5 protein-coding genes are annotated in these 23,785 nt (G+C 72.7%); 2 read left to right on the top strand and 3 right to left on the bottom strand.

Going from position 1 to position 23,785, the window contains the following annotated elements; genetic code table 11:
* From ACIRQP_RS38115 to ACIRQP_RS38105, 3 genes are all read right to left on the bottom strand, one after another.
* Window positions 1-7,154: type I polyketide synthase (locus ACIRQP_RS38115; protein ID WP_403899210.1), on the bottom strand; the 7,154-nt coding region annotated here is incomplete at its 3' end.
* Window positions 7,155-7,243: 89 nt separating this feature from the next.
* Window positions 7,244-16,924 (bottom strand): type I polyketide synthase, encoded by a 9,681-nt coding sequence (locus ACIRQP_RS38110; protein WP_403899216.1) that lies wholly within the window; start codon window positions 16,922-16,924, stop codon window positions 7,244-7,246.
* Window positions 16,921-21,036: a type I polyketide synthase gene (locus ACIRQP_RS38105; protein ID WP_403899213.1), complete on the bottom strand. Its 4,116-nt coding sequence runs from the start codon at window positions 21,034-21,036 to the stop codon at window positions 16,921-16,923. The genes ACIRQP_RS38110 and ACIRQP_RS38105 overlap by 4 nt, the downstream gene beginning before the upstream one ends.
* Before the next feature lie 277 nt (window positions 21,037-21,313).
* Here ACIRQP_RS38105 and ACIRQP_RS38100 point away from each other — a divergent pair, with 277 nt between their 5' ends.
* Window positions 21,314-22,717, top strand: coding sequence for a glycosyltransferase (locus tag ACIRQP_RS38100; protein WP_403899207.1), 1,404 nt, complete (start codon window positions 21,314-21,316; stop codon window positions 22,715-22,717).
* 12 nt (window positions 22,718-22,729) lie between these two features.
* Complete coding sequence (locus tag ACIRQP_RS38095; RefSeq protein ID WP_403899204.1) at window positions 22,730-23,785, top strand: DegT/DnrJ/EryC1/StrS family aminotransferase; 1,056 nt, start codon at window positions 22,730-22,732, stop codon at window positions 23,783-23,785.

Raw genomic sequence — 23,785 nt, 5'->3', positions numbered from 1 at the left:
TGAGTGAACCCCGTGTCATTCAGCAGCCCGGCGTCCTCACCCCACATCACCTCACCCAGCGAACGCCCCAACTCGACATCCAGCACAGCGAGTACGGAATCCAGCGCCTCCACGAACACCGGGAACCGCCCGTACAACTCACGGCCCATCCCCAACCGCTGCGAACCCTGACCCGAGAACAGGAAGGCACGCTTGCCGGCCGTCACCGCGCCCGACACAGTCGCCGTGTCCGGTTCGCCGGCCGCCAGCGCCGTCAGCGCGCGCGCCGTGTCGGCGGGGTCGTCCGCCAGCACCACCGCGCGGTGGTCGAACACCGAACGGCCCGTGGCCAGCGAGAAGCCGACGTCCACCGGACGCGCTCCCGGGCCCGACTCGACGAGGGACAGCAGCCGCCGCGCCTGGTCCGCCAGCGCCCGGGGCGTCCTGCCCGAGAGCACCCACGGCACCACGCCCGGCTCCACGGCCGGGACGTCGGCCCCGGTGAGCACCGTTCCCTCGATGACGGTGGGCGGCTGCTCCAGGATGACGTGCGCGTTCGTCCCGCTGATACCGAATGACGAGACACCCGCCCGTCGGGCGCGACCGGCCTCCGGCCACTCCACCGGCTCCGTCAGCAGCTCCACCGCGCCCGCCGACCAGTCGACATGCGTGGAGGGCTCCGTCACATGGAGCGTCCGCGGCAGCACGCCGTGCCGCATCGCCATCACCATCTTGATCACACCCGCCACACCGGCGGCGGCCTGGGTGTGACCGATGTTGGACTTCACGGAACCGAGCAGCAGCGGGCGCTCGGGGTCGCGGTCGCGGCCGTACGTGGCGAGCAGCGCCTGCGCCTCGATCGGGTCGCCCAACGTCGTCCCCGTACCGTGCGCCTCCACCACATCGACATCGTCGGCCGACAGTCCGCCGCCGGCGAGCGCCTGACGGATCACGCGCTGCTGCGACGGGCCGTTCGGCGCCGTCAGACCATTCGACGCACCGTCCTGGTTGATCGCGCTGCCACGCAGCAGGGCGAGGACCTGGTGGCCATTGCGGCGGGCGTCGGAGAGCCGCTCGAGCACCAGCATGCCGACGCCCTCCGACCAGGCGACGCCGTCGGCCGACTCGGAGAACGCCTTGGACCGGCCGTCGGGGGCCAGACCGCGCGCCCGGGAGAATTCGACGAAGGTGCTCGGGGTGGACATGACGGTCACACCGCCGGCCAGCGCCAGCGAGCATTCACCGCTGCGCAGGGCCTGCGCGGCGAGATGCATGCCGACCAGGGAGGAGGAGCACGCGGTGTCCACGGTTACCGCCGGGCCTTCGAGCCCCAGCGTGTACGAGACACGGCCGGAGGCCACGCTCGGCGCGCTGCCGTTGCCGCGGAAGGCCTCGTACTCCTCGCCCGTGAGCAGCGGTCCGTAGTCGTTGTACATGACACCGGCGAAGACACCGGTCTGGCTGTCGCGCAGCGAGACGGGGTCGATACCGGCCCGTTCGACGGCTTCCCAGGAGAGTTCGAGCAGCAGGCGCTGCTGGGAGTCGGTGGCCATGGCCTCGCGCGGTGACATCCCGAAGAAGTCCGGGTCGAACTCGCCCGCCGTGTGCAGGAATCCGCCCTCGCGGACATGGGTCCTGCCGGGGTGGTCGGGGTCCGGGTCGTAGAGACCGTCGAGGTCCCAGCCGCGGTTGGTGGGGAAGCCGGAGATGGCGTCGCCGTCCTCCGTGACGAGCCGCCAGAGGTCTTCCGGCGAGGTCACCCCGCCCGGGTAGCGGCAGGCCATGCCGACGATCGCGATGGGGTCGTCGGTGACGGGCGGCAGGACGGCCACGGGCGCGGCCGGTGCTTCGGCCTCGGTGCCGAGCAGTTCGTCGCGCATGTGGTCGGCGAGGGCGCTCGGGGTGGGGTAGTCGAAGACCATGGTCGCGGGCAGCCGCAGGCCGGTCACGGTGTTGAGGCCGTTGCGCAGCTCGACCGCCGTCAGCGAGTCGAAGCCGAGGTCCTGGAACTGGCGGGTCGCCTCGACCTCCGCGGCGTCGGCGTGGCCGAGCACCTGCGCGACCTGGCCGCGTACGAGGTCGAGGAGGATCTCGTGGCGTTCGGCGCCGTTCAGTCCGCTGAGCCGCTGGGCGAGACCGCCCGCCGTCTCCGAGACCTGTGCGGCGGCGCGACGGCCGGGGGTGCGGATGAGGCCGCGCAGCAGGGGCGGGATCTCGCCCTGGGTACGGAGGACGGGCAGGTCGAGGCGTACGGGCGCGACGGCCGGCACGTCGGTGGCGAGGGCGGCGTCGAAGAGCGCCACGCCCTGGTCGACGGAGAGCGGGGGCATGCCGGAGCGCGCGATGCGCTCCACGTCGATGTCGGTGAGTGTCCTGGTCATGCCGACGCTCTGGGTCCAGGGGCCCCAGGCGAGGGCGAGGCCGGGCAGTCCGCTGCCGCGCCGGTGCGTGGCGAGCGCGTCCAGGAAGGCGTTTCCGGCCGCGTAGTTGGCCTGGCCGGGGCTGCCGAGGGTGGCGGCGACGGAGGAGAAGAGTACGAACGCGGCCAGGTCGAGTCCCCTGGTCAGTTCGTGGAGGTTCCAGGCCGCGTCGGCCTTGGGGCGCAGCACGCTGTCGAGCCGCGCCGGGGTCAGCGAGCCGATCACGCCGTCGTCGACGACTCCGGCGGTGTGGACGACGGCGGTGAGCGGGTGTGCGGCGGGGACGGTCGCCAGCAGTTCCGCGAGGGCGGTCCGGTCGGTGACGTCGCAGGGGGCGACGGTCACCTGGGCGCCCTGGGCGGTGAGTTCGGCCTTGAGCGTCTCCGCGCCGTCGGCGGCGAGGCCGCGGCGGCTGACGAGCAGCAGGTGCCGTACACCGCGCTCGGCGACCAGGTGCCGGGCGAGGACGCCGCCGAGTCCGCCCGTACCGCCGGTGATGAGGACGGTGCCCTCGCTGTCCCAGGCGGCCCGCTCCTCGCGGACGGGGACGCGGGTCAGACGGGCGGCGAGCAGTTCTCCGCCGCGTACCGCGAGGTCGGGCTCGTCGGCGGCGTACGCGAGGGCGGAGAGGAGGATGGCCGGCACGGCCTCCGGGGGGAGGGGGACCGTGCCGGTGTCCGGGGCGTGCGACGGAAGTCCCAGGTCCAGGAGGCCGAAGCGTCCCGGGTTCTCGGTCCTGGCCGTCCGTACGAGGCCGTGGACCGAGGCGGCGGCGAGGTCGTCGCCCGTCAGCGCGCCGTGGGTGACGAACACCAGGCGCGCGTCGGCGAACCGGTCCTCGTCCAGCCACTGCTGTACGTCTCCGAGGACGCGGGCGCCGAGGCCGTGGGTCGCCGCCACGACGCCGTCGCCCTCGCGGTCGCCCTCACCCGCGCCGTCGCCCTCGCCGTCGGGTGCGCCGGAGGCGGCGATCAGGACCACGCCGGGAACCTGTCCGTCCGAGGCCGCGAGCGCGGTCAGGTCGGGGTGGACCGTCACCGGGGCGCCCGCCGTACGCAGCGCGCCGGCCATCCCGAGCGGGTCGGCGCCGATCACCGCCGCCGCGTCGGGTCCGGCCGGGGCCGGGGCCTTCACCGCGGTCCACTCCACGCGGAACAGCGAGTCCCGGTGCACCGCACCGGTGTTGTCGAGGTTCTCGGTGGGGACCGTGCGGGAGACGAGGGAGTCCACGGAGAGGACCGGGCCGCCCGCCGCGTCGTAGACCGCGATGGAGACGGTGTCGTCGCCCGCCGGGGACAGCCGGGCGCGTACCGCCGTGGCGCCGGAGGCGATGAGTGACACGCCCTCCCAGGCGAACGGCAGGCCGCCCCGGCTGATGGCGCCGAGGTCGGTGAAGGCCGCCGCGTGCTGGGCGGCGTCGAGCAGCGCCGGGTGGAGGCCGAAGGCGCTCGCGTCGGTGCCCGCGCCCTCCGGGAGGGTGACATCGGCGTACACCTCGTCGCCGAGCCGCCAGGCGGCGCGCAGGCCCTGGAAGACGGGGCCGTAGTCGAAGCCGAGTCCGGCGAGCCGTTCGTAGCAGCCGTCGAGGTCGACGGGTTCGGCGCCGACGGGCGGCCATACGGTGGCGTCGAAGCCGGGGTCGGGGGCGCCCGTGCCGGGGGCGACGACACCGGTGGCGTGCCGCGACCAGGGGAGGTCGAAGCCGTCCTCGACGCGCGAGTAGATGCCCAGCGGGCGGCGTCCCGCGGCGTCGGCCGCTCCGACGCGCACCTGGAGCTGTACGGCGCCATGCTCGGGCAGTGCGAGCGGCGCGGCGAGGGCCAGTTCCTCGACCCGGCCGCAGTCGACCTCGTCACCGGCGCGGATGGCCAGTTCGACGAAGGCCGTTCCGGGCAGCAGGGCGCGGCCGCGCACGCCGTGGTCGGCGAGCCAGGGGTGGGACCGCGTGGACAGCCGGCTGGTGAACAGCGCGCCCTCGCCGTCGGCCAGTTCGACGGCCGCGCCGAGCAGCGGGTGTTCGGCGGAGTCGAGTCCGGCGGCACGCATGTCGCCGCCCTTGCCGAGGGTGACGGCGGGCCAGAAGCGGCGGCGCTGGAACGGGTAGGTGGGCAGGTCGACGCGGCGGGCGCCGGAACCTTCGTAGAGGCCGGCCCAGCGCACGGTGGCGCCCCGGACGTGCACCCGCGCGAGGGCGGTGACCGCGGCCAGTTCCTCCGGGCGGTCCTTGCGCAGCAGCGGCACCACCGCCGCCCGCTCCGTCAGGGAGTCCTGCGCCATGGCGGAGAGCACGCCGTCGGGGCCCAGTTCGAGCAGGGTGGTGACGCCGCGTCCGGTGAGGGTGCGGACGCCGTCGGCGAACCGTACGGCTTCGCGTACGTGCCGTACCCAGTAGGCGGCGGAGCACAGCTCCGCGACCTCGGCGATCCGGCCGGTCACGTTCGACACGACGGGGATCGTGGGTTCCTCGTACGTCAGGCTCTCCGCGACGGTACGGAATTCCGTCAGCATCGGTTCCATGAGCGGCGAGTGGAAGGCGTGCGAGACGCGCAGGCGGCTGGTCTTGCGGCCTTGCGCCTCGAAGTGGGCGGCGACGGCCTGTACAGCGCTCTCGTCCCCGGCGACGACCACGGACGTGGGGCCGTTGACGGCGGCGATCGACACCCGCTCGGTGAGTCCGGTGAGCAGCGGGGCGACCTCGTCCTCGGTGGCCCGTACGGCGACCATGACGCCGCCGGCGGGCAGGGCCGCCATCAGCGAGGCGCGGGCGGCGACGAGACGGCAGGCGTCCTCCAGCGAGAACACGCCCGCCACATGGGCGGCCGCTATTTCACCGATGGAGTGGCCGCCGACGAAGTCGGGGGTGACGCCGAGCGAGGCGACGAGGCGGTAGAGCGCGACCTCGACGGCGAAGAGCGCGGGCTGTGTCCAGCGGGTCTCGTTGAGCGGGTCGGGGTCGGTTCCCCAGACGATGTCGCGCAGCGGACGGTCGAGATGGGCGTCGAGTGCGTCGGCGGCGTCGTCGAAGGCTTCGGCGAACACCGGGAATCCGGCGTGGAGTTCGCGTCCCATGCCGAGGCGCTGGGAGCCCTGGCCGGAGAAGAGTACGGCGAGCAGGCCCTCGTCGGCGACGCCCTCGGCGAGCACGGCGGGGGGTTCGGCGGTGCCGGTGGGGTCGGCGAGCAGCACGGACCGGTACTCGAAGACCGAGCGCCCCGTGGCGAGGGAGTGGCCGATGTCGGCGGGCCGGGTCCCGGGGTTGCGCTCGATGAAGGAGAGCAGCCGGGCGCGCTGTTCGGCCAGGGCGGCGGCGGACCGGCCCGAGAGGGCCCAGGGGATGATGCCGGGCAGCGCGGAGTCCTCGGCGGGGGCGCTCTCGGTGGCCGGTGGGGCCTGTTCGAGGATCACATGCGCGTTGGTGCCGCTGACGCCGAAGGAGGAAACGGCGGCGCGCCGGGCGCGGCCCGTCTCGGGCCAGGCGACGGGCCGGTCGAGCAGTTCGATGGAGCCGGTCGTCCAGTCCACGTCCTGGGAGGGCTCGCCCACGTGCAGGCTGCGCGGCATCAGTCCGTGCCGCATCGCCATGATCATCTTGATGACACCGGCGGCGCCGGAGGCCGCCTGGGTGTGCCCGATGTTCGACTTGACCGATCCCAGCCGCAGCGGTTGTTCGCGGTCCTGGCCGTAGGTGGCCAGCAGGGCCTGCGCCTCGATCGGGTCGCCGAGTGTCGTCCCCGTACCGTGCGCCTCGACGATGTCCACCTCGGCGGGTGCCAGCCGGGCGTTCTCCAGGGCGGCGCGGATAACGCGCCGCTGCGAGGGGCCGTGGGGCGCGGACAGGCCGTTGGACGCGCCGTCCTGGTTGATCGCGCTGCCGCGCAGGACGGCCAGGACCGGGTGCCCGGCCCGCTGGGCGTCCGAGAGACGCTCCAGTACGAGGACGGCGGCGCCCTCGCCCCAGCCGGTGCCGTCGGCGTCCTGGGAGAACGACTTGCAGCGGCCGTCGGCGGCCATGCCGCTCTGGGCGGTGAAGGAGACGAAGGGGCCGGGCGTCGCCATGACGGAGGCACCGCCCGCCAGGGCCATGGAGCACTCGCCGTTGCGCAGGGACTGCGCGGCCCAGTGCAGCGCCACCAGTGAGGAGGAGCAGGCGGTGTCGACGGTGACGGCGGGGCCCTCGGCGCCGAGTGTGTAGGAGAGCCGGCCGGAGATGACGCTCGCGGCGTGCCCGGTGGTCGAGTACAGCTCCGCGTCCTCGTCGGACGCCTTGATGACCGTGGCGTAGTCCTGCCCGGCCGTGCCGACGAACACGCCCGCCCGGCTGCCGCGCAGCGTGACCGGGTCGATCCCGGCGCGCTCCAGGGCCTCCCAGGCGACTTCCAGCAGCAGCCGCTGCTGGGGGTCCATGGCGACGGCCTCACGCGGGGAGATCCCGAAGAACCCGGGGTCGAAATCCGCCATGTCGTAGAGGAAACCGCCCTCTTGGGCGAGGCTGCGGCCGGGGCCGTCCCCGGCGAGGCGCTCCAGGTCCCAGCCCCGGTCGGCGGGGAAGCCGGCCATGACGTCACGGCCTTCCGTGACCAGCTCCCACAGGTCCTCGGGGGAGGTGACCCCGCCGGGGTAGCGGCAGCCGATCCCGACGACGGCGATGGGCTCCTCGGCAGCCGCCACCAGGCGCTGGTTCTGCTGACGGAGCCGCTCGATCTCCTTCAGGGAGGACCGCAGCGCCTCGACATACTTGTTGGTGGACGTGCTCATCGGACTCTCCAGATCTCTTTCAGTTCGCAGGTGCCGCGCGACCGGCGACGTCCGCCCGGCGCGATGGGGCGGACGTCGCCGCGAGGGGGCTACATCTCGGTGGCGAGCCGCAGCAGGCTCTCGGCGTCCATGTCGTCGAGCGAGTCCTCGCCGTCGGCGCCCGGGGCGGTCGCCTCGACGGCGTCGGCGGTGGCGAGTTCGAGCACCATGTCCAGAAGCCCCGCTTTACGGAGCCGGCTGATGGGAACGGAGGCGAGGGCGTCGCGGATCTCCGCGTCGGGATCGTCGGCGCGGTTCCCGTCGGCCCGCCCGGGGGCGGTTCCGAAGAGCAGCGAGCCGATGTGCTGCGCGAGGGCGGCCGGGGTCGGGTGGTCGAAGACCAGGGCCGCGGGCAGCGGCAGGCCCAGGGCCGTCCGCAGCCGGTTGCGCAGTTCGACCGCGGTCACGGAGTCGAAGCCGACGTCGCGGAAGGCGCGGGTGGCGGGGATGGCGTCGGCCGCGTCATGGCCGAGGGTCGTGGACGCCTCCGCGCGTACCGCTTCGAGCAGCGCGCGGCCGCGTTCGGCCGTGGGCAGGGAGTCGAGCCGCCGCCTGAGCGGCGGGACGGCCGGTCCGCTGTCGCCGGCGGGCGGTTCGTCGCAGGCCAGCGCCCTGCCGGCCGCCGGGATCCCGGAGAGCAGTGGGCTGGGCCGGGTCGCGGTGAAGCTGGGCGTGAACCGCTCCCAGTCCATCAGCGTCACGGTGAGCGCCGTGTCGTCGTCCTCCAGCATCCGTTGGAGCGCGGCGATGGCCAGCGTCGGTTCCATGGGCATGACGCCCTGGCGGCGCAGCCGCTCGTGGACCTCGTCGACCGTGGCCATGCCGACCTCGGCCCAGGTGCCCCAGGCGACGGACGCGGCGGTCAGGCCCTCGGCCCTGCGGTGCTCGGCGAGGGCGTCGAGGAACGCGTTGGCCGCCGCGTAGCCGGGCTGGCCGCCGCTGCCCCAGGTCGCCGCCCCGGACGAGAACAGGACGAAGGCGTCCAGGTCGAGGCCGCGGGTGAGTTCGTGCAGATGCAGGGCGGCGGTCAGCTTGGACCGCATCAGCGCGTCCAGCTGTTCCAGCGTCAGCGACTCCACGCTGGCGTCGCCGTCCGCCACGCCCGCCGCGTGGAACACGGAGGCGAGGGGGAACTCGTCGGGGATCGCGGCCAGTACGCCGGCCAGCGCGTCGCGGTCGGCGGCGTCGCAGGCGGCGATGGTGACGCGGGCGCCCAGGTCCTCCAGTTCGGCGCGGAGCGCTGCCGCGCCGGGCGCGTCCTCGCCGCGACGGCTGGTCAGCACCACATGCCCGGCGCCGCGTTCGATCATCCAGCGGGCGACCCGGCCACCGATGCCGCCGGTGCCGCCGGTGATCAGTGCCGTACCCCGGCCCCGCCAGCGGCGCTCGGGGTTGTCGGCGGTGGGCGCCGCGTGCGTCATGCGGCGGCCGTAGACCCCCGACGGGCGGATCGCGATCTGGTCCTCTCCGTCCGGGCCGGCCAGGACGGCCGTCAGCCGGGCCGCGGCCCGCGCGTCCGGCGTCTCGGCGAGGTCGACGAGACCTCCCCAGCGGTCCGGGTGCTCCAGCGCGACCACCCGGCCGAGGCCCCACAGGGCGCCCTGCACGGGCCGGGTGAGCCGGTCGTCCCGGCCCACCGATACGGCGCCCCGGGTGGCGCACCACAGCGGTGCGCCGAGTCCCGCGTCGCCCAGTGCCTGGACGAGGGTGAGCGTCAGAGCCAGCCCGGCGGGTACGGAGACATGGTCCTGAAGGCGCTCCTCGACGGGCGCGAGCAGGGACAGTACGCCGGTGAACTCCGCGCCGTCGGCGGTCAGTTCCGCGATCCGCTTGGCCCAGACCGCGCGGTCCGCGCCGTCGGTGCCGCTGCCGGCCCCGCCCTCCGCCTCGAACCGGACCGTGTCCGGGCCGAGCGCGGCCAGCGTGGCGGAGATCCAGGCGTCGTCGGCGTGGCCGGCCGGGACCACCGCGAGCCAGCGGCCGGTGGGGGCGGTGGCACCCGGCTCGTTCAGCCGGGTCCAGTCGACGCGGTAGCGCCAGGCGTCGACGGCGGAGCGCTCACGTGACTTGGCCCGCCACGCCGACAGCGTGGGCAGTACGGCGCCGAGCGAGGAGCGGGCGCCGTTGGCGCCGACGCCGAGTTCGTCGGCGAGCGACTCCAGGTCCTCGCTCTCGACGAGATCCCAGAACGCCGCGGCCGCGTCCGTGCCCCCGCCACCGGTGCCCCCGATGCCGGTCCCGGCCACGGGCCGGGGCTCCGGCCAGTACCGGCGGCGCTGGAAGGCGTACGTGGGCAGGTCGACCGGGACGGCGCCGCCGCCTGCGGGGAACGCCGCGCGCCAGTCCACCGCCGTGCCGTGCGTGTGCGCCTCGGCCAGGGAGGCCAGGAAGCGCCTGAGGTCGCCCTCGTCCCGGCGCAGGGTGCCGAGCACCACCGCGGAGTCGGCGACGGCCTCCGCCACTGTCTCCTGGGTCTCCTGGATGGGGGCGGCCAGCACCGGGTGCGGGCTCATCTCGATGAAGACGCGGTGCCCGTCGGCCAGCAGCGCCCGGGTCGCCTCCTCCATCCGTACGGTCCTGCGCAGGTTCGTGTACCAGTACGCGCCGTCGAACGCGGCTTCCGTCAGCCGGGCGCCGGTCACCGTCGAGTAGAACGGCACACGCGGGGCCTCGGAACGGACCGGTGCGAGCACCCGGGAGAGTTCGTCGCGTACGGCCTCGACGTGCGCGCCGTGCGACGCGTAGTCCACCGACACCTTGCGGGCGCGCACGCCCCCCTGTTCGCAGGCGGCGAGCAGTTCGTCCAGCGCCCCGGCGTCGCCGGAGACGATGACCGAGGAGGGGCCGTTGACGGCCGCGACCGAGAGCTGTTCGCCCCACGGTTCCAGCAGCGCGGTCACCCGCTCGACGGGCGCGGCCACCGACATCATGCCGCCGAGGCCGGAGAGCCGGGGCAGCGCCCGGCTGCGCAGGGCCACGACGGCGGCGGCGTCCTCCAGGGTCAGCGCGCCCGCCACATGGGCGGCGGCGATCTCACCCTGCGAGTGGCCGACGACCGCCGAGGGCTCCACTCCGTACGAACGCCACAGCGCGGTGAGCGCCACCATCATCGAGAACAGCGCCGGCTGGACGACATCCACGCGTTCGAGCAGCGCGGGGTCTCCCTCGCCGGCCAGGACGTCGTGCAGTGACCAGTCGGTGTACGGGGCGAGCGCGTCGGCGCAGGCGTCCACGGTCTCCCGGAACACCTCGGAGTGCGCGAGCAGTTCACGGCCCATGCCCCACCACTGGGAGCCCTGGCCGGGGAAGACGAACACGGGCCCGGTCGAGCCTTCGCCGACGGTGCCGTGGACGACGCCCGCCGCGCTCCGCCCGGTGGCCACGGCTTCGAGGGAGCGCAGGAAGTCGCTCCGGGTCCTGCCGAGCAGCACCGCGCGGTGGCTGAACGCGGAGCGGGTGGTCGCCAGCGACCAGCCCACCCGGGTGGGCGAGAGGCCGGGGTCGGCGTCGGCGAGGGTGAGCAGCCGGGCCGCCTGGTCTCGCAGCGCCGCCTCGGACTTGGCCGAGACCAGCCATGGCACGACACGCTCGTCCTCGGCTTCGCCGGACGCGGAAGCCTCGCCGGACGCGGAAGCCTCGCTGAACGCGGCCTCGTCAGCCGCCGCGGCTTCGGCCTCTGACGCCTGTTCCAGGATCAGATGGGCGTTGGTGCCGCTGATTCCGAAGGACGACACGCCCGCGCGCCGCGGCCGGTCGGCGTCCGGCCATACGGTCTGCCCGGTCAGCAGCTCCACCGCCCCGGAGGACCAGTCGACGTGCGACGACGGGATCTCGGCGTGCAGCGTCCCGGGGAGGACGCCCCCGCGCATCGCCATCACCATCTTGATGACGCCCGCGACTCCGGCGGCGGCCTGCGTGTGACCGATGTTCGACTTGAGCGAGCCGAGCCACAGCGGACGCTCCGGGTCACGGTCCCGGCCGTACGTGGCCAGCAGCGCCTGCGCCTCGATCGGGTCACCGAGCCTCGTCCCCGTACCGTGCGCCTCCACCACGTCGACGTCGGCGCCGGTCAGTCCGGCGTTGGCGAGGGCCTGGCGGATGACCCGCTGCTGGGAAGGGCCGTTGGGGGCGGTGAGCCCGTTGGACGCGCCGTCCTGGTTGATCGCCGAGCCGCGTACGACCGCGAGGACACGGTGGCCGTTGCGCCGGGCGTCCGACAGCCGCTCCAGCAGGACGACACCGACACCCTCCGCCAGGGTCATCCCGTCGGCGGCCTCGGAGAACGGCTTGCAGCGGCCGTCGAGCGCGAGCGCCCGCTGCCTGCTGAAGCCCACGAAGGCGTGCGGGGTGGCCATGACGGCCGCGCCGCCGGCCAGCGCGAGGGAGCTCTCGCCGCTGCGCAGCGACTGGCAGGCCAGATGCATCGCGACCAGCGAGGACGAGCAGGCGGTGTCGACGGTGACGGCCGGGCCCTCGAACCCGTACAGATAGGACACCCGGCCCGACAGCACACTGGCCGCCGTGCCGGTGACCATGTGTACCTCGGAGCCCTCGGTGCCGTTCTGCACGCTGGTCGAGTAGTCCTGGTAGCTGGCGCCGATGAAGGTGCCTGCGGCGCTGCCCCGCAGTGAGTCCAGGTCGATCCCGGCGCGCTCGAAGGCTTCCCAGGAGGTCTCCAGCAGCAGGCGCTGCTGCGGGTCCATCGACACGGCCTCACGCGGCGAGATACCGAAGAAGCCGGGGTCGAACTCAGCGGCCTCGTGCAGGAACCCGCCCTGGGTGGAGTAGGTCCTGCCCTGCCGGTCGGGGTCGGGGTCGTAGAGTCCCCGGGCGTCCCAGCCTCGGTCGGCGGGGAACTCGGAGATCACGTCCGCGCCGTCCAGGGCGAGCCGGATCAGTTCCTCGGGCGAGCCCGCCCCGCCGGGGTAGCGGCAGCTCATGCCGATGATGGCGATCGGGTCGGAGTCCTCGTCGGGGGCGGCTCCGGCCCCGGCGGGCGCGGTGCGTGCCGCCACGGCCGTTTCCCGGCCGCCGCCCAGGGCGGTGGACTTCAGGAAGCCCGCCAGCGCGACGGCGTTCGGGTAGTCGAAGACCATGGTCGACGGCAGGGTCAGCCCGGTGGCCGCGACGATGCGGTTGCGCAGATCCACGGCGGTGACCGAGTCGAAGCCGATGTCGCGGAAGGCGCGCCGCTCGGGGAACGACTCGGCGGAGGCGTGGCCGAGGACGGCGGCGGCTTCCGTACGGACCAGGGTGAGCAGCAGCCGCTCCTGTTCGGGGCCCGACAGATCGTGCAGCCGCGCCGCGAGATCGCTCGTCTCCGGCCGTCCGCCGGTCTGTTCGGCGGTGCGGGTGAGCTGACGGGCGACCTCGGGCACCTCGTCGAAGAGGCGGGTGGGACGGCCCGCGGTGAAGACCGGGTAGTACGTGTCCCAGTCGATGTCCGTGAGCCCGATGACGGTCTCGTCGTCGTCCAGGACCGTGCCCAGCCCGCTCAGCGCCGGCCGCGGGTCGAGGTATTCGAGACCGCTGCGGCGGATGTGGTGCGGGTCGGCCAGCTCGCGCTCGATGTCGTCGGGCCACTTGCCCCAGTGCACCGAGGTGGTCCGCAGGCCACGGGCGCGGCGGCTGACGGCGAGAGCGGAGAGATAGGCGTTACCCGCGACATAGGCCGCGTGGTGGCCGCTCCCCCACATACCGGCGGTGGACGAGTAGAGGATGAAGTCGTCGAGTTCCTCGTCGTCGAGCAGTTCGTCCAGGTGCTGGGCACCGGTGACCTTGGCGTGCACGACGTCGGAGAAGGACTCCATCGTGGTCTCGGCCAGGGTGTACAGCTCGATGACGGCGGCGGTGTGGATAACCGTGCGTACGGTACGGCCCGCGGCCTTGAGGTCCGCGAGAAGCGCGGCGACGGCGTCGCGGTCGGTCACATCGCAGGCGACGGCGTCGGCTTCGGTGCCCGACGCGGCCAGTTCCGCGACCAGTTCGGCCGCGCCCGGGGCGTCGACGCCCCGGCGGCTGGCGAGCACCACATGGTCCGCGCCCCGGTCCGCGAGCCAGCGGGCCAGGTCGGGGGCGAGGGTGCCCGAGCCGCCGGTGACCAGGGTCGTACCGCGCGGTGTCCAGGTTCGGGACGTGCCCTGTCCGCCCGCTCCGGCGCGGACGATACGGCGGGTGAAGACCCCGGAGGGGCGGACGGCGAGCTGGTCCTCGTCGCCCAGCGCGCCCGCGAGGGCGCAGACCACGCGGGCGGCCGTGCGCTGGTCCAGCGTCGGCGGCAGATCGATCACGCCGCCCCATCGACGGGGGTGTTCCAGCGCGGCGGTCCAGCCGACGCCGGCGACCTGGGCCTGTACCGGGTGGGTGAGCGCGTCGGAGCGGCCGGTGGAGACCGCGCCGCGGGTGAGGAACCAGAGGGGGGCGTTCACCCCGGCGTCGCCGAGGGCCTGGACGAGCGAGACGGTCAGCGCGAGGCCGAGGGTGAGTCCCGGGTAGCGCTCGCCGCGCTCCTCCGCGGCGGCGAGCGTCGAGACGATCCCGGTGAACTCACCGATTCCGGCCAGCCGTTCGGCGAGGACCGCACGGTCCACGTACGACTCGTCCAGGACCAGCCTGGTCACCTCGGCGCCCGCGCCCTCCAGCAGGCCGGCGGTCTCGCTGTCGTCGGTGCCCGCGGCGGAGACGACGAGCCAGCCGCCGGTCAGCGACCGCTGCGGGACGGTGGTCACCGGCGACCAGGTCACCCGGTAGCGCCAGGAGTCGACGGTGGAGCGGTCGTTGCGGGACCTGCGCCAGGAGGAGAGCGCCGGCAGTACGGCGGCCACGGAATTCTCGTCCGTACGCAGCGCCGTGGTCAGCGCGGAGAGGTCTTCCCGCTCCACGGCCGCCCAGAACTCCGCGTCCAGTGGATCGATGGCGTCGACCCGGTCGAGCACGGCGGGGATGTTCCAGAAGCGCTCGTGCTGGAAGGCGTAGGTGGGCAGATCGATCCGGCGGACGTCCGTACCGGCGAAGAGTCCGGCCCAGTCGACCTCGACTCCGCGTACGAAGACCTCGGCGGCGGAGAGCAGGAAACGCGAGAGGTCGCCCCGGTCGCGCCGCAGCGTGCCGGTGGCGACGGCCGGTTCGCCGTACGCCTCGGTCATGTCCTGTACCGACATGGTCAGTACGGGGTGCGAGCTGACCTCGATGAACACACGGTGTTCGTCGGCCAGCAGAGCGCCGACCGCTTCCGCGAAGCGCACTCTCTGCCGCAGATTGCGGAACCAGTACCCCGCGTCCATCTGCTCGGTGTCCAGCCAGTCACCGGTCATCGTCGAGAAGAACGGGACGTCGGAGGCGCGCGGGCGGAGCGGCGCCAGGACGTCGAGGAGTTCGTCACGCAGGTCCTCGACCTGCGCGGAGTGCGAGGCGTAGTCCACCGCGACCCGCCGGACCCGTACGTCCTCGGCCGTCAGCGCGGCCGACAGCTCGTCCAGCGCGCCGGGCTCACCCGAGACGACGACCGAGCGCGGCCCGTTGACGGCGGCCACCGAAACGCGCCCCGACCAGGCCTCCAGCCGGCTCTCCACCTCGTCGGCGGGCAGCGGGACGGACATCATCCCGCCGTGGCCGGCCAGCGTGCGGCCGATCGCCTGGCTGCGCAGCGCGACCACCCGCGCGCCGTCCTCCAGCGAGAGCGCTCCGGCGACGACGGCCGCCGCGATCTCGCCCTGCGAGTGGCCCACGACCGCCGAGGGCTCCACGCCGTGGGAGCGCCAGAGGGCGGCGAGGGAGACCATCACGGCGAAGGACGCGGGCTGCACCACATCGACCCGCTCCAGCGACGGGGCGTCCGGCGCCCCGCGCAGCACACCCTCCAGCGACCAGTCCACGAACTCGCCCAGCGCGAGCGCGCATTCGCCGATACGCTGAGCGAAGACCGGTGACTCAGCGAGCAGTTGGGCGCCCATCCCGGCCCACTGCGAGCCTTGTCCGGGGAAGACGAACACCGTCTTGCCCTCGACATCGGCCACGCCCGAGACGAGATCCGTCCAGGACTGGCCGGTGCCGAGCGCCCCTGCCCCGCCGAGGAGTTCGTCACGGTTCGCGCCGATCACGACCGCGCGGTTCTCGAAGACCGAGCGTGACGTGAGGAGGGAGTGGCCCACGTCGGCGGGGAGCGCCGACGTGTCGGTCTCCAGCCGGGCCACGAGCGCGCTCGCCTGGTCACGTACCGCCGCCTCACCGCGGCCGGACACGACCCAGGGCACGGCGGGGCCCGCGAAGGGCGCCGGAACGTCCTCTCCGTCTTCCGCCCCGGCCGGGACCGGGGCCTGCTCCAGCAGGGCGTGGGCGTTGGTGCCGCTGATACCGAACGACGACACCGCGCACCGGCGCGGCCGTCCCGTCTCCGGCCACTCCACGGCGTCCGTCAGCAGCCGTACCGCGCCGGAGGACCAGTCGACATGCGACGAGGGGGTCCCGGCGTGCAGTGTTCTGGGCAGCACGCCCTCGCGCAGTGCCATCACCATCTTGATGACGCCCGCGACTCCGGCGGCGGCCTGCGTGTGACCGATGTTCGACTTGAGCGAGCCGAGCCACAGCGGACGCTCCGGGTCACGGTCCCGGCCGTACGTGGCCAGCAGCGCCTGCGCCTCGATCGGGTCACCGAGCCTCGTCCCCGTACCGTGCGCCTCCACCGCGTCCACGTCGGACGGGGACAGCCCGGCCGTCGCCAGGACCTGACGGACCACCCGTTCCTGGGAAGGGCCGTTGGGGGCGGTGAGCCCGTTGGACGCGCCGTCCTGGTTGACCGCGGAGCCGCGCAGCACGGCGAGGACCTGGTGCCCGTTGCGCCGCGCGTCGGAGAGGCGTTCCGCGATCAGCACGCCGACGCCCTCGCCCCAGCCCGTACCGTCCGCGTCGTCGGAGAATGCCTTGCAGCGTCCGTCGGGGGCCAGCCCGCCCTGCTTGCTGAACTCCACGAAGACGGAGGGCTCGGTGAGTACGGTGACGCCGCCGATGACGGCGAGCGAGGACTCGCCGTTGCGCAGCGACTGCGCCGCCACATGCAGGGCGACGAGCGAGGACGAGCAGGCGGTGTCGACCGTGATGGCGGGGCCTTCGAGCCCCAGGGTGTAGGCGAGCCGTCCGGACAGCACGCTGGCCGCGGTGCCGGTCAGCGCGTGTCCCTGGAGCTCACCGGCCGCGGCGGCCGAGGGCGCTCCCCAGTGGTAGGCGCCCACGAACACCCCGGCCCGGCTGCCGCGCAGCGCGGTCGGGGCGATGCCGGCCCGCTCCAGGGCCTCCCAGGTGACCTCAAGAAGCAGCCGCTGCTGGGGATCCATGGCGATCGCCTCGCGCGGGGAAATACCGAAGAAGCCCGCGTCGAATTCGGCCGCCTCGTAGAGAAAGCCGCCCTCGTGGGTGGCGCTGTTTCCTTCGCCCGTCCCGGTGAGCCGGTCGAGATCCCAGCCGCGGTCCACGGGAAATCCCGATATGGCGTCGCCGCCGGACTCGACGAGTTCCCACAGGGCTTCCGGTGAACGTACGCCTCCGGGCAGCCGGCAGCCCATTCCGACCAGGGCGATGGGCTCATTGTTCTTGAGCTCCAGTTCGCCGATGCGCTGGCGCGCGCGGCGGAGGTCGGAAGTGACCCTCCTCAAGTAGTCGACGACTTTGTCCTGCTGATCTTCTGGCACCGGTCCGTCCTCATCATCGGGTCGCGAACGAAAGCAACAATTCTCTATGTGGTTTCGAACTCTTCATCGATGATGTCGAGCAGTCTGTCGACCGACACCGTCTCGATGTCCTCGCCGGAAGTGCGCAGTGCGGAGGGCGTGGATTGCCGAAGGGTGGAGATGATTTTCTCCAGGCGGTCAGCGATCACCTGGCGTTCAAAACCGTCCGACGACACCGAGCGGATGACGGCCTCGAACCTGGAGAGTTCGTCGTCCGCCGATCCCGTCGCCGGGGCGGCGGGATCGGTGAGGAGCGCCGCGAGATGATCGGCGATCCGTACGGGCGTCGGGAAGTTGAAGACGAGCGTGCTGGGCAGCGCCCGGCCGGTGAGTACGCCGAGCCGGTCGCGGAGTTCGACACCCGCGAGCGAATCGAAGCCCATTTCCTTGAAGGCGTGCTGGGCGCCGATGGCGTCCGCGCTGCCGTGGCCGAGCACCGCGGCGGCCTCGGTCCGTACAAGATCGAGCAGATACCGTGCCCGCTTGGCCTCGGGCATCTCTTCCAACTGCTTGACCAGGGTGGGGACGTCTCCGTCCCGTACGCCCGGCTTGGCCGCCGGCGGCCGGGTGGTGCGGGTGCCGGCGGGCGCCGTACGGGTTCCGTTCCGGGGCGTCGCGGGGGCGGGCAGCAACTCCTGTGCGGACAGCGGCCGTACGCGCAGCGTCTCGACCGTGAGCACCGGCGTCCCGGAGAAGTCGGCGGCCGTCAGCTCCATCACGCGGCCTTCGCCGCTCTCACCGCCGTCGCCGCCGTCCCGGTCGTTGCCGTCGTTGCCGCGCGGGGCGAGCCGTACGCGCAGCGCGGAGGCCCCGAAGGCGTGCAGGGAGACACCTCGCCAGCGGTCGGGAAGACCGCCCTCGTCCGTCATGGCGGCGTGCCGCGCCGCGTCCAGCAGGGCGGGGTGGAGTCCGTACGCCTCCGCGTCGGCCACCTCGGCGGGCAGGGCGATCTCGGCGAAGGTCTCGGCGCCGCGCCGCCACAGCGCCCGCAGGCCCTGGAAGACCGGGCCGTAGTCGAAGCCGTGGTCGGCGAGGCGTTCGTAGTGGTCCGCCAGATCCACCGGCTCGGCGCCCTTCGGCGGCCAGACGCCGGTGCCGAAGCCGAGGTCCGCGACAGTGCGCGGCTCGCCCGGGACCGGGGTCAGGACACCGGTCGCGTGCCGCGTCCACGGTTCGTGGACGGCGCCCTCGGGCCTGGAGTGGACGGTGACGGTGCGCCAGCCGATGCCGTCCGGCGCGCTGAGGCGTACTTGCAGCCGTACGGAGCCGTGCTCGGGCAGGACGAGCGGTTCGGTGAGGATCAGTTCCTCTATCCGGTCGCCGCCCGTCTCGTCGCCGGCCCGGATCGCCAGCTCCAGCAGGGCTGTTCCCGGCAGCGTGATCCGTCCGGCGATCGCGTGCTGGGCCAGCCAGGGGTGGGTGCGGGTGGAGAGCCGCCCGGTGAACACCAGGCCCTCGCCGCCCGCGAGTTCCAGGGTGCCGCCGAGCAGCGGGTGTCCGGTGGCGCCCGCGCCCTGGTTGCCCGCACCGGCCGACGGCGGGGCCGGCCAGAAGCGCTCGTGCTGGAAGGCGTAGGTGGGCAGATCGACCCGCCGGGCGGTCGTGTCCGCGAAGAAGGCACGCCAGTCGACCGGGACCCCGGTGGTGTGCAGCCGGCCCAGCGTGGCGACAAGGGCTGCTTCCTCCGTGCGGTCCTTGCGCAGCGCGGGTACGACGGTCATGCGCCGGGCGGCCTCGCCGAGGCTCTCCTTGGCCATCGCGGAGAGCACGCTTCCGGGTCCCAGTTCCAGCAGGACGTCCACCTGCTCGTCGCGCAGGGCCAGGACGCCGTCGGCGAAGCGCACGGCCCGGCGTACATGCCGTACCCAGTAGTCGGGGGTGCACAGCCGCGCGTCGGCGAGTTCGCCGGTGAGGTTGGAGACGACCGGTACGGCCGGCTCGTGGAAGGTGAGCGTTTCCACGACGCGCCGGAAGTCGGTGAGCATCGGCTCCATCAGCGGCGAGTGGAAGGCGTGCGACACCGAGAGCCGGTTCGTCTTGCGGCCCTGGCCGGTGAAGTGCGCGGCGATCTCCAGGACGGCGCTCTCGTCGCCCGCGACGACAACGGACGCGGGTCCGTTGACGGCGGCGATGGAGACCCCGTCCGCGCGGCCCGCGAGGAGCGGAAGGATCTCGTCCTCGGCGGCCTGTACGGCGATCATCGCGCCGCCCGTGGGCAGTGCCTGCATCAGGGCGGCGCGCGCGGCGACCAGCCGGCAGGCGTCGGCGAGCGAGAAGACGCCCGCGACATGGGCAGCCGTGATCTCGCCGATCGAGTGGCCGCCGACCACTGCGGGGCGCACGCCCAGGGATTCCATTAGCCGGAACAGCGCCGTCTCGATGGCGAACAGCGCGGGCTGGGTCCAGCCGGTGAGGTTCAGCGTCTCCGAGTCGTCGCCCCACATGACGGTACGCAGCGGCCGGTCGAGATGTCCGTCCAGCTCGGTCAGTACCTCGTCGAGGGCGCGGGCGAAGACCGGGAAGCGCGCGTACAGTTCGCGCCCCATGCCCAGGCGCTGGCTGCCCTGGCCGGGGAAGAGGATCGCGGTGGTGCCGTCGCCCGCCTCGCCCCGGGCGGCTTCGGTGACGCCCTGGCCGTCCGCGAGCAGTACGGCCCGGTGCCGCAGCGCGGCCCGGCCGGTAGCGAGGGAGTACCCGATGTCGGCCGGTGCGAGACCGGGGGCGCCCGCCACGAAGTCCGTGAGCCGGGCCAGCTGGTCGTTCAGCGCCGCTTCGGTCCTGGCCGAGACGAGCCACGGCAGCACGGCGGGCGTGGTGTCCGGTACGGGAGCGGGCGGGGCCGGTTCGTCCGCGTCCGGGGCCTGTTCGACGATCAGATGCGCGTTGGTGCCGCTGATCCCGAAGGACGACACACCCGCGCGCCGGGGCCGGCCGTCCGCGTTCCACGGCACCGGCTCGGTCAGCAGCTCGACGGCGCCGCCCGACCAGTCCACATGGGAGGTCCGCTTGTTCACATGCAGGGTGCGCGGCATCAGTCCGTGCCGCATGGCCATCACCGTCTTGATGAAGCCCGCGACCCCGGCCGCCGCCTGGGCGTGCCCGATGTTCGACTTGAGGGAGCCGAGCCGCAGCGGGCGCCCGGGGAGACGGTCGCGGCCGTAGGTGGCGAGCAGCGCCCGCGCCTCGATCGGGTCGCCCAGCTTCGTACCGGTGCCGTGTGCCTCGACCAGATCGATGTCGGCTCCGGAGAGGCCCGCGTCGGCGAGCGCCTGGCGGATGACGTTCTCCTGCGCCCGGCCGCTCGGGGAGGTCAGGCCGTTGGAGGCGCCGTCCTGGTTGGTGGCGCTGCCGCGGATGACGGCGAGTACGGGGTGCCCGTGGGCACGGGCGTCGGAGAGGCGTTCCAGTACGACGATGCCGACGCCCTCGGCCCAGGCGGTGCCGTCCGCGTCGTCGGAGAACGCCTTGCAGCGGCCGTCGCGGGCCAGCCCGCCCTGCCGGGAGTAGCCGACGAACCCCACGGGGGTGGACATCACGGTGACGCCGCCGGCCAGCGCCAGCGAGCACTCCCCCGCGCGCAGGGAGCGCGCCGCCCAGTGCAGGGCGACCAGCGAGGAGGAGGAAGCGGTGTCGACGGTGACCGCCGGTCCTTCGAGACCGAGGGTGTAGGCGAGCCGTCCGGACGCGACGCTGGGGGAGAGTCCGGTCATGGCGTGGCCCGCCAGGTCTTCCCCGGACCGCTGGGTGACGGTGGCGTAGTCCTGGCCGTTGGTGCCGACGAACACGCCGGTGCGGCTGCCGTTCAGCGCGTGCGGGTCGATCCCGGCCCGTTCGACGGCCTCCCAGGAGGTTTCGAGCACCAGCCGCTGCTGCGGGTCCGTGGACACCGCCTCGCGGGGTGACATGCCGAAGAATGCGGCGTCGAAGTCGGCTGCGTCGTGCAGGAATCCGCCGTGGCGGGTCACACTGCGGCCCGGTCCTTCGCCGGCCAGCGCGTCCAGGTCCCAGCCGCGGTCCGCGGGGAAGCCGGAGATCGCGTCTCGGCCGGTCCGGACCAGCTCCCACAGCTCCTCGGGGGAGCGCACTCCTCCCGGACAGCGGCATGCCATCCCGACGACCACTACCGGGTCTTCGTCGGCTCCGATCGTCATGACGTTGCACACCCCTAGGAAAGTCGGGCCTCGGACACCTCTCCGTGCCGGATCGTATGGGCGCCGAGGCTGTACTTTTCCCTAAGGAATTCGGCCGCCCGCGACGGAAGACTAGGGATTCTCCGGAGCGTGGTGTGAGACCAAGTAACTGTTCCGCTTCATCGCGCGGCGCGGCCACCCGGCGACCGGCCGTGTGGGTTCCTGTGGCACCGAACGCTCCGGCTGCCACTTCCGAAGGGTGTTGTCCATGGGCTCGATTCGGCGGCCGATCCTGTTCGTCAGCTATGCCGAAAGCGGTCTTCTCAACCCGCTGCTCGTACTGGCCGAGGAATTGTCCCGCCGCGGGGTGGAGGATCTGTGGTTCGCGACCGACGAAAAGGGGCGCTCCGATATCGCGGCGGCCAAAGCGGGAACGCCCGTGGAGTTCGCGTCACTGGGTGATGTGGTGTCGCAGATGTCGGCCGTCACCTGGGACGACGAGACCTATCGGGAGGTGACCCAGCGTTCACGGTTCAAGGCGCATCGCGCGGTCATCAAGCATTCCTTCGCCCCGGAGTCACGGGTGGAGAAGTACAAGCGTCTCGAAGCCATTGTCGACGAGGTGAAGCCGGCGCTGATGGTCATCGAGTCGATGTGTCAGTTCGGGTACGAGCTGGCCATCACGAAGAAGATCCCCTTCGTGCTGGGCGTGCCGTTCGTGCCGAGCAATGTGCTCACCTCGCATGTGCCGTTCGCCACGTCGTACACCCCGGGCGGCTTCCCGGTGCCGCACTCGGGGCTGCCGCTGGACATGACGTTCGCGCAGCGGGTGGAGAACCAGCTGTTCCGGCTGCGGACTCTGGGGATGTTCATGACGTCCTCGGTGCGCAAGGTGGTCGAGGAGGACAACCGGATCCGCGCGGAGCTGGGGATCGCGGCCGAGGCGCGCCAGATGATGGCCAGGATCGACCATGCCGAGATGGTGCTCTGCTACTCGGTGCCCGAGCTGGACTATCCGTTCCCGATGCCGGAGAAGATGCGGCTGGTCGGCGCGATGGTGCCGCCGCTGCCGCAGGCTCCGGACGACGACGGGCTCTCCGAGTGGCTGGACGCCCAGGAGTCCGTGGTCTACATGGGGTTCGGCACGATCACCCGGCTCACCGGGGAACAGGTCGGCGCGCTGGTGGACGTGACGCGGCGGCTGGCGGGCAAGCACGCGGTCCTGTGGAAACTCCCCAAGGAACAGCAGGAGTTGCTGCCCTCCCGGGACGAACTGCCGGACAATCTGCGGATCGAGAACTGGGTTCCGTCCCAGCTCGATGTGCTGGCCCATCCGAACGTCAAGGTCTTCTTCACCCACGCCGGCGGCAACGGCTACCACGAGGGGCTGTACTTCGGTAAGCCGCTGGTGGTGCGTCCGCTCTGGGTCGACTGCGACGACCAGGCCATCCGCGGCCAGGACTTCGGGGTCAGTCTGACCCTCGACCGTCCGGAGACCGTCGATCCGGACGATGTGTTCGACAAGCTCACCCGGGTGCTCGACGACAGCGCGTTCCGTGAGCGCGCCGAGCACTTCGCGGAGCTGCTGCGCGCCGCGGGCGGACGTGCCGCCGCCGCGGATCTGCTCCTGGGCCTTCCGGCCCTCTCCGACCCGGCTCCCGCCACCGACTGATCGAGGCCTTCCATGTCCTACACCCATCCTGTGTCCAAGCCCTGGCTCGGCGGGCGTGAGCTCGAATATGTGACGGACGCCGTCAGCGACGGCTGGATCTCCTCGCAGGGGCCGTACGTCCGCAAGTTCGAGAGCGAGTTCGCCGACTACAACGGGATCGCGCACGGTGTCGCCTGCTCGTCCGGTACGACGGCGCTCACGCTGGCCCTGCGCGCCCTCGGTGTCGGCCCCGGCGACGAGGTGATCGTCCCCGAGTTCACGATGATCGCGACGGCGTGGGCGGTGACCTACACCGGTGCCACGCCCGTCTTCGTGGACTGCGGGGACGATCTCAACATCGATGTCTCGCTCATCGAGGAGAAGATCACCCCCCGCACCAAGGTGATCATGCCGGTGCACATCTACGGCCGCCGCTGCGACATGGCCACGATCATGGATCTGGCCCATGAGTACAACCTGCGGGTGGTGGAGGACTCCGCCGAGGCGCACGGCGTGCGGCCGGTCGCCGACATCGCCTGCTTCTCGCTCTTCGCCAACAAGATCATCACCGCCGGTGAGGGCGGCATCTGTCTCACCGACGACCAGCACCTCGCCGATCAGATGGCGCATCTGCGGGCGATGGCCTTCACCAAGGACCACAGCTTCCTGCACAAGAAGCTGGCCTACAACTTCCGTATGACCAGCATGCAGGCGGCCGTCGCGCTGGCGCAGACCGAGCAGCTCGACACGATCCTGGAGACCCGCCGGGAGATCGAGCGCCGGTACGACGAGGGCCTGAGCGGGATCGACGGGATCACGCTGATGCCGCCGCGCGATGTGCTGTGGATGTACGACCTGCGTGCCGAACGCCGGGAGGAGCTGCGGGACTTCCTGGCCGACGAGGGCATCGAGACACGGCTCTTCTTCAAGCCGATGAGCCGGCAGCCCGGCTACCTCCACCCCGACTGGCCCTCGCTGAACGCCAGCCGTTTCAGCGAGGACGGCTTCTACCTCCCGACCCACACCGGGCTGACCGGGGAGGACCAGGAGTTCATCACGGGAAAGATCCGCAAGTTCTATGGAGCCTGA

The sequence above is a fragment of the Streptomyces sp. NPDC102274 genome, from assembly GCF_044766385.1.
In the GTDB taxonomy this organism is placed as follows: Bacteria; Actinomycetota; Actinomycetes; order Streptomycetales; family Streptomycetaceae; genus Streptomyces.
This window is presented reverse-complemented; position numbering and strand designations above follow the sequence as displayed.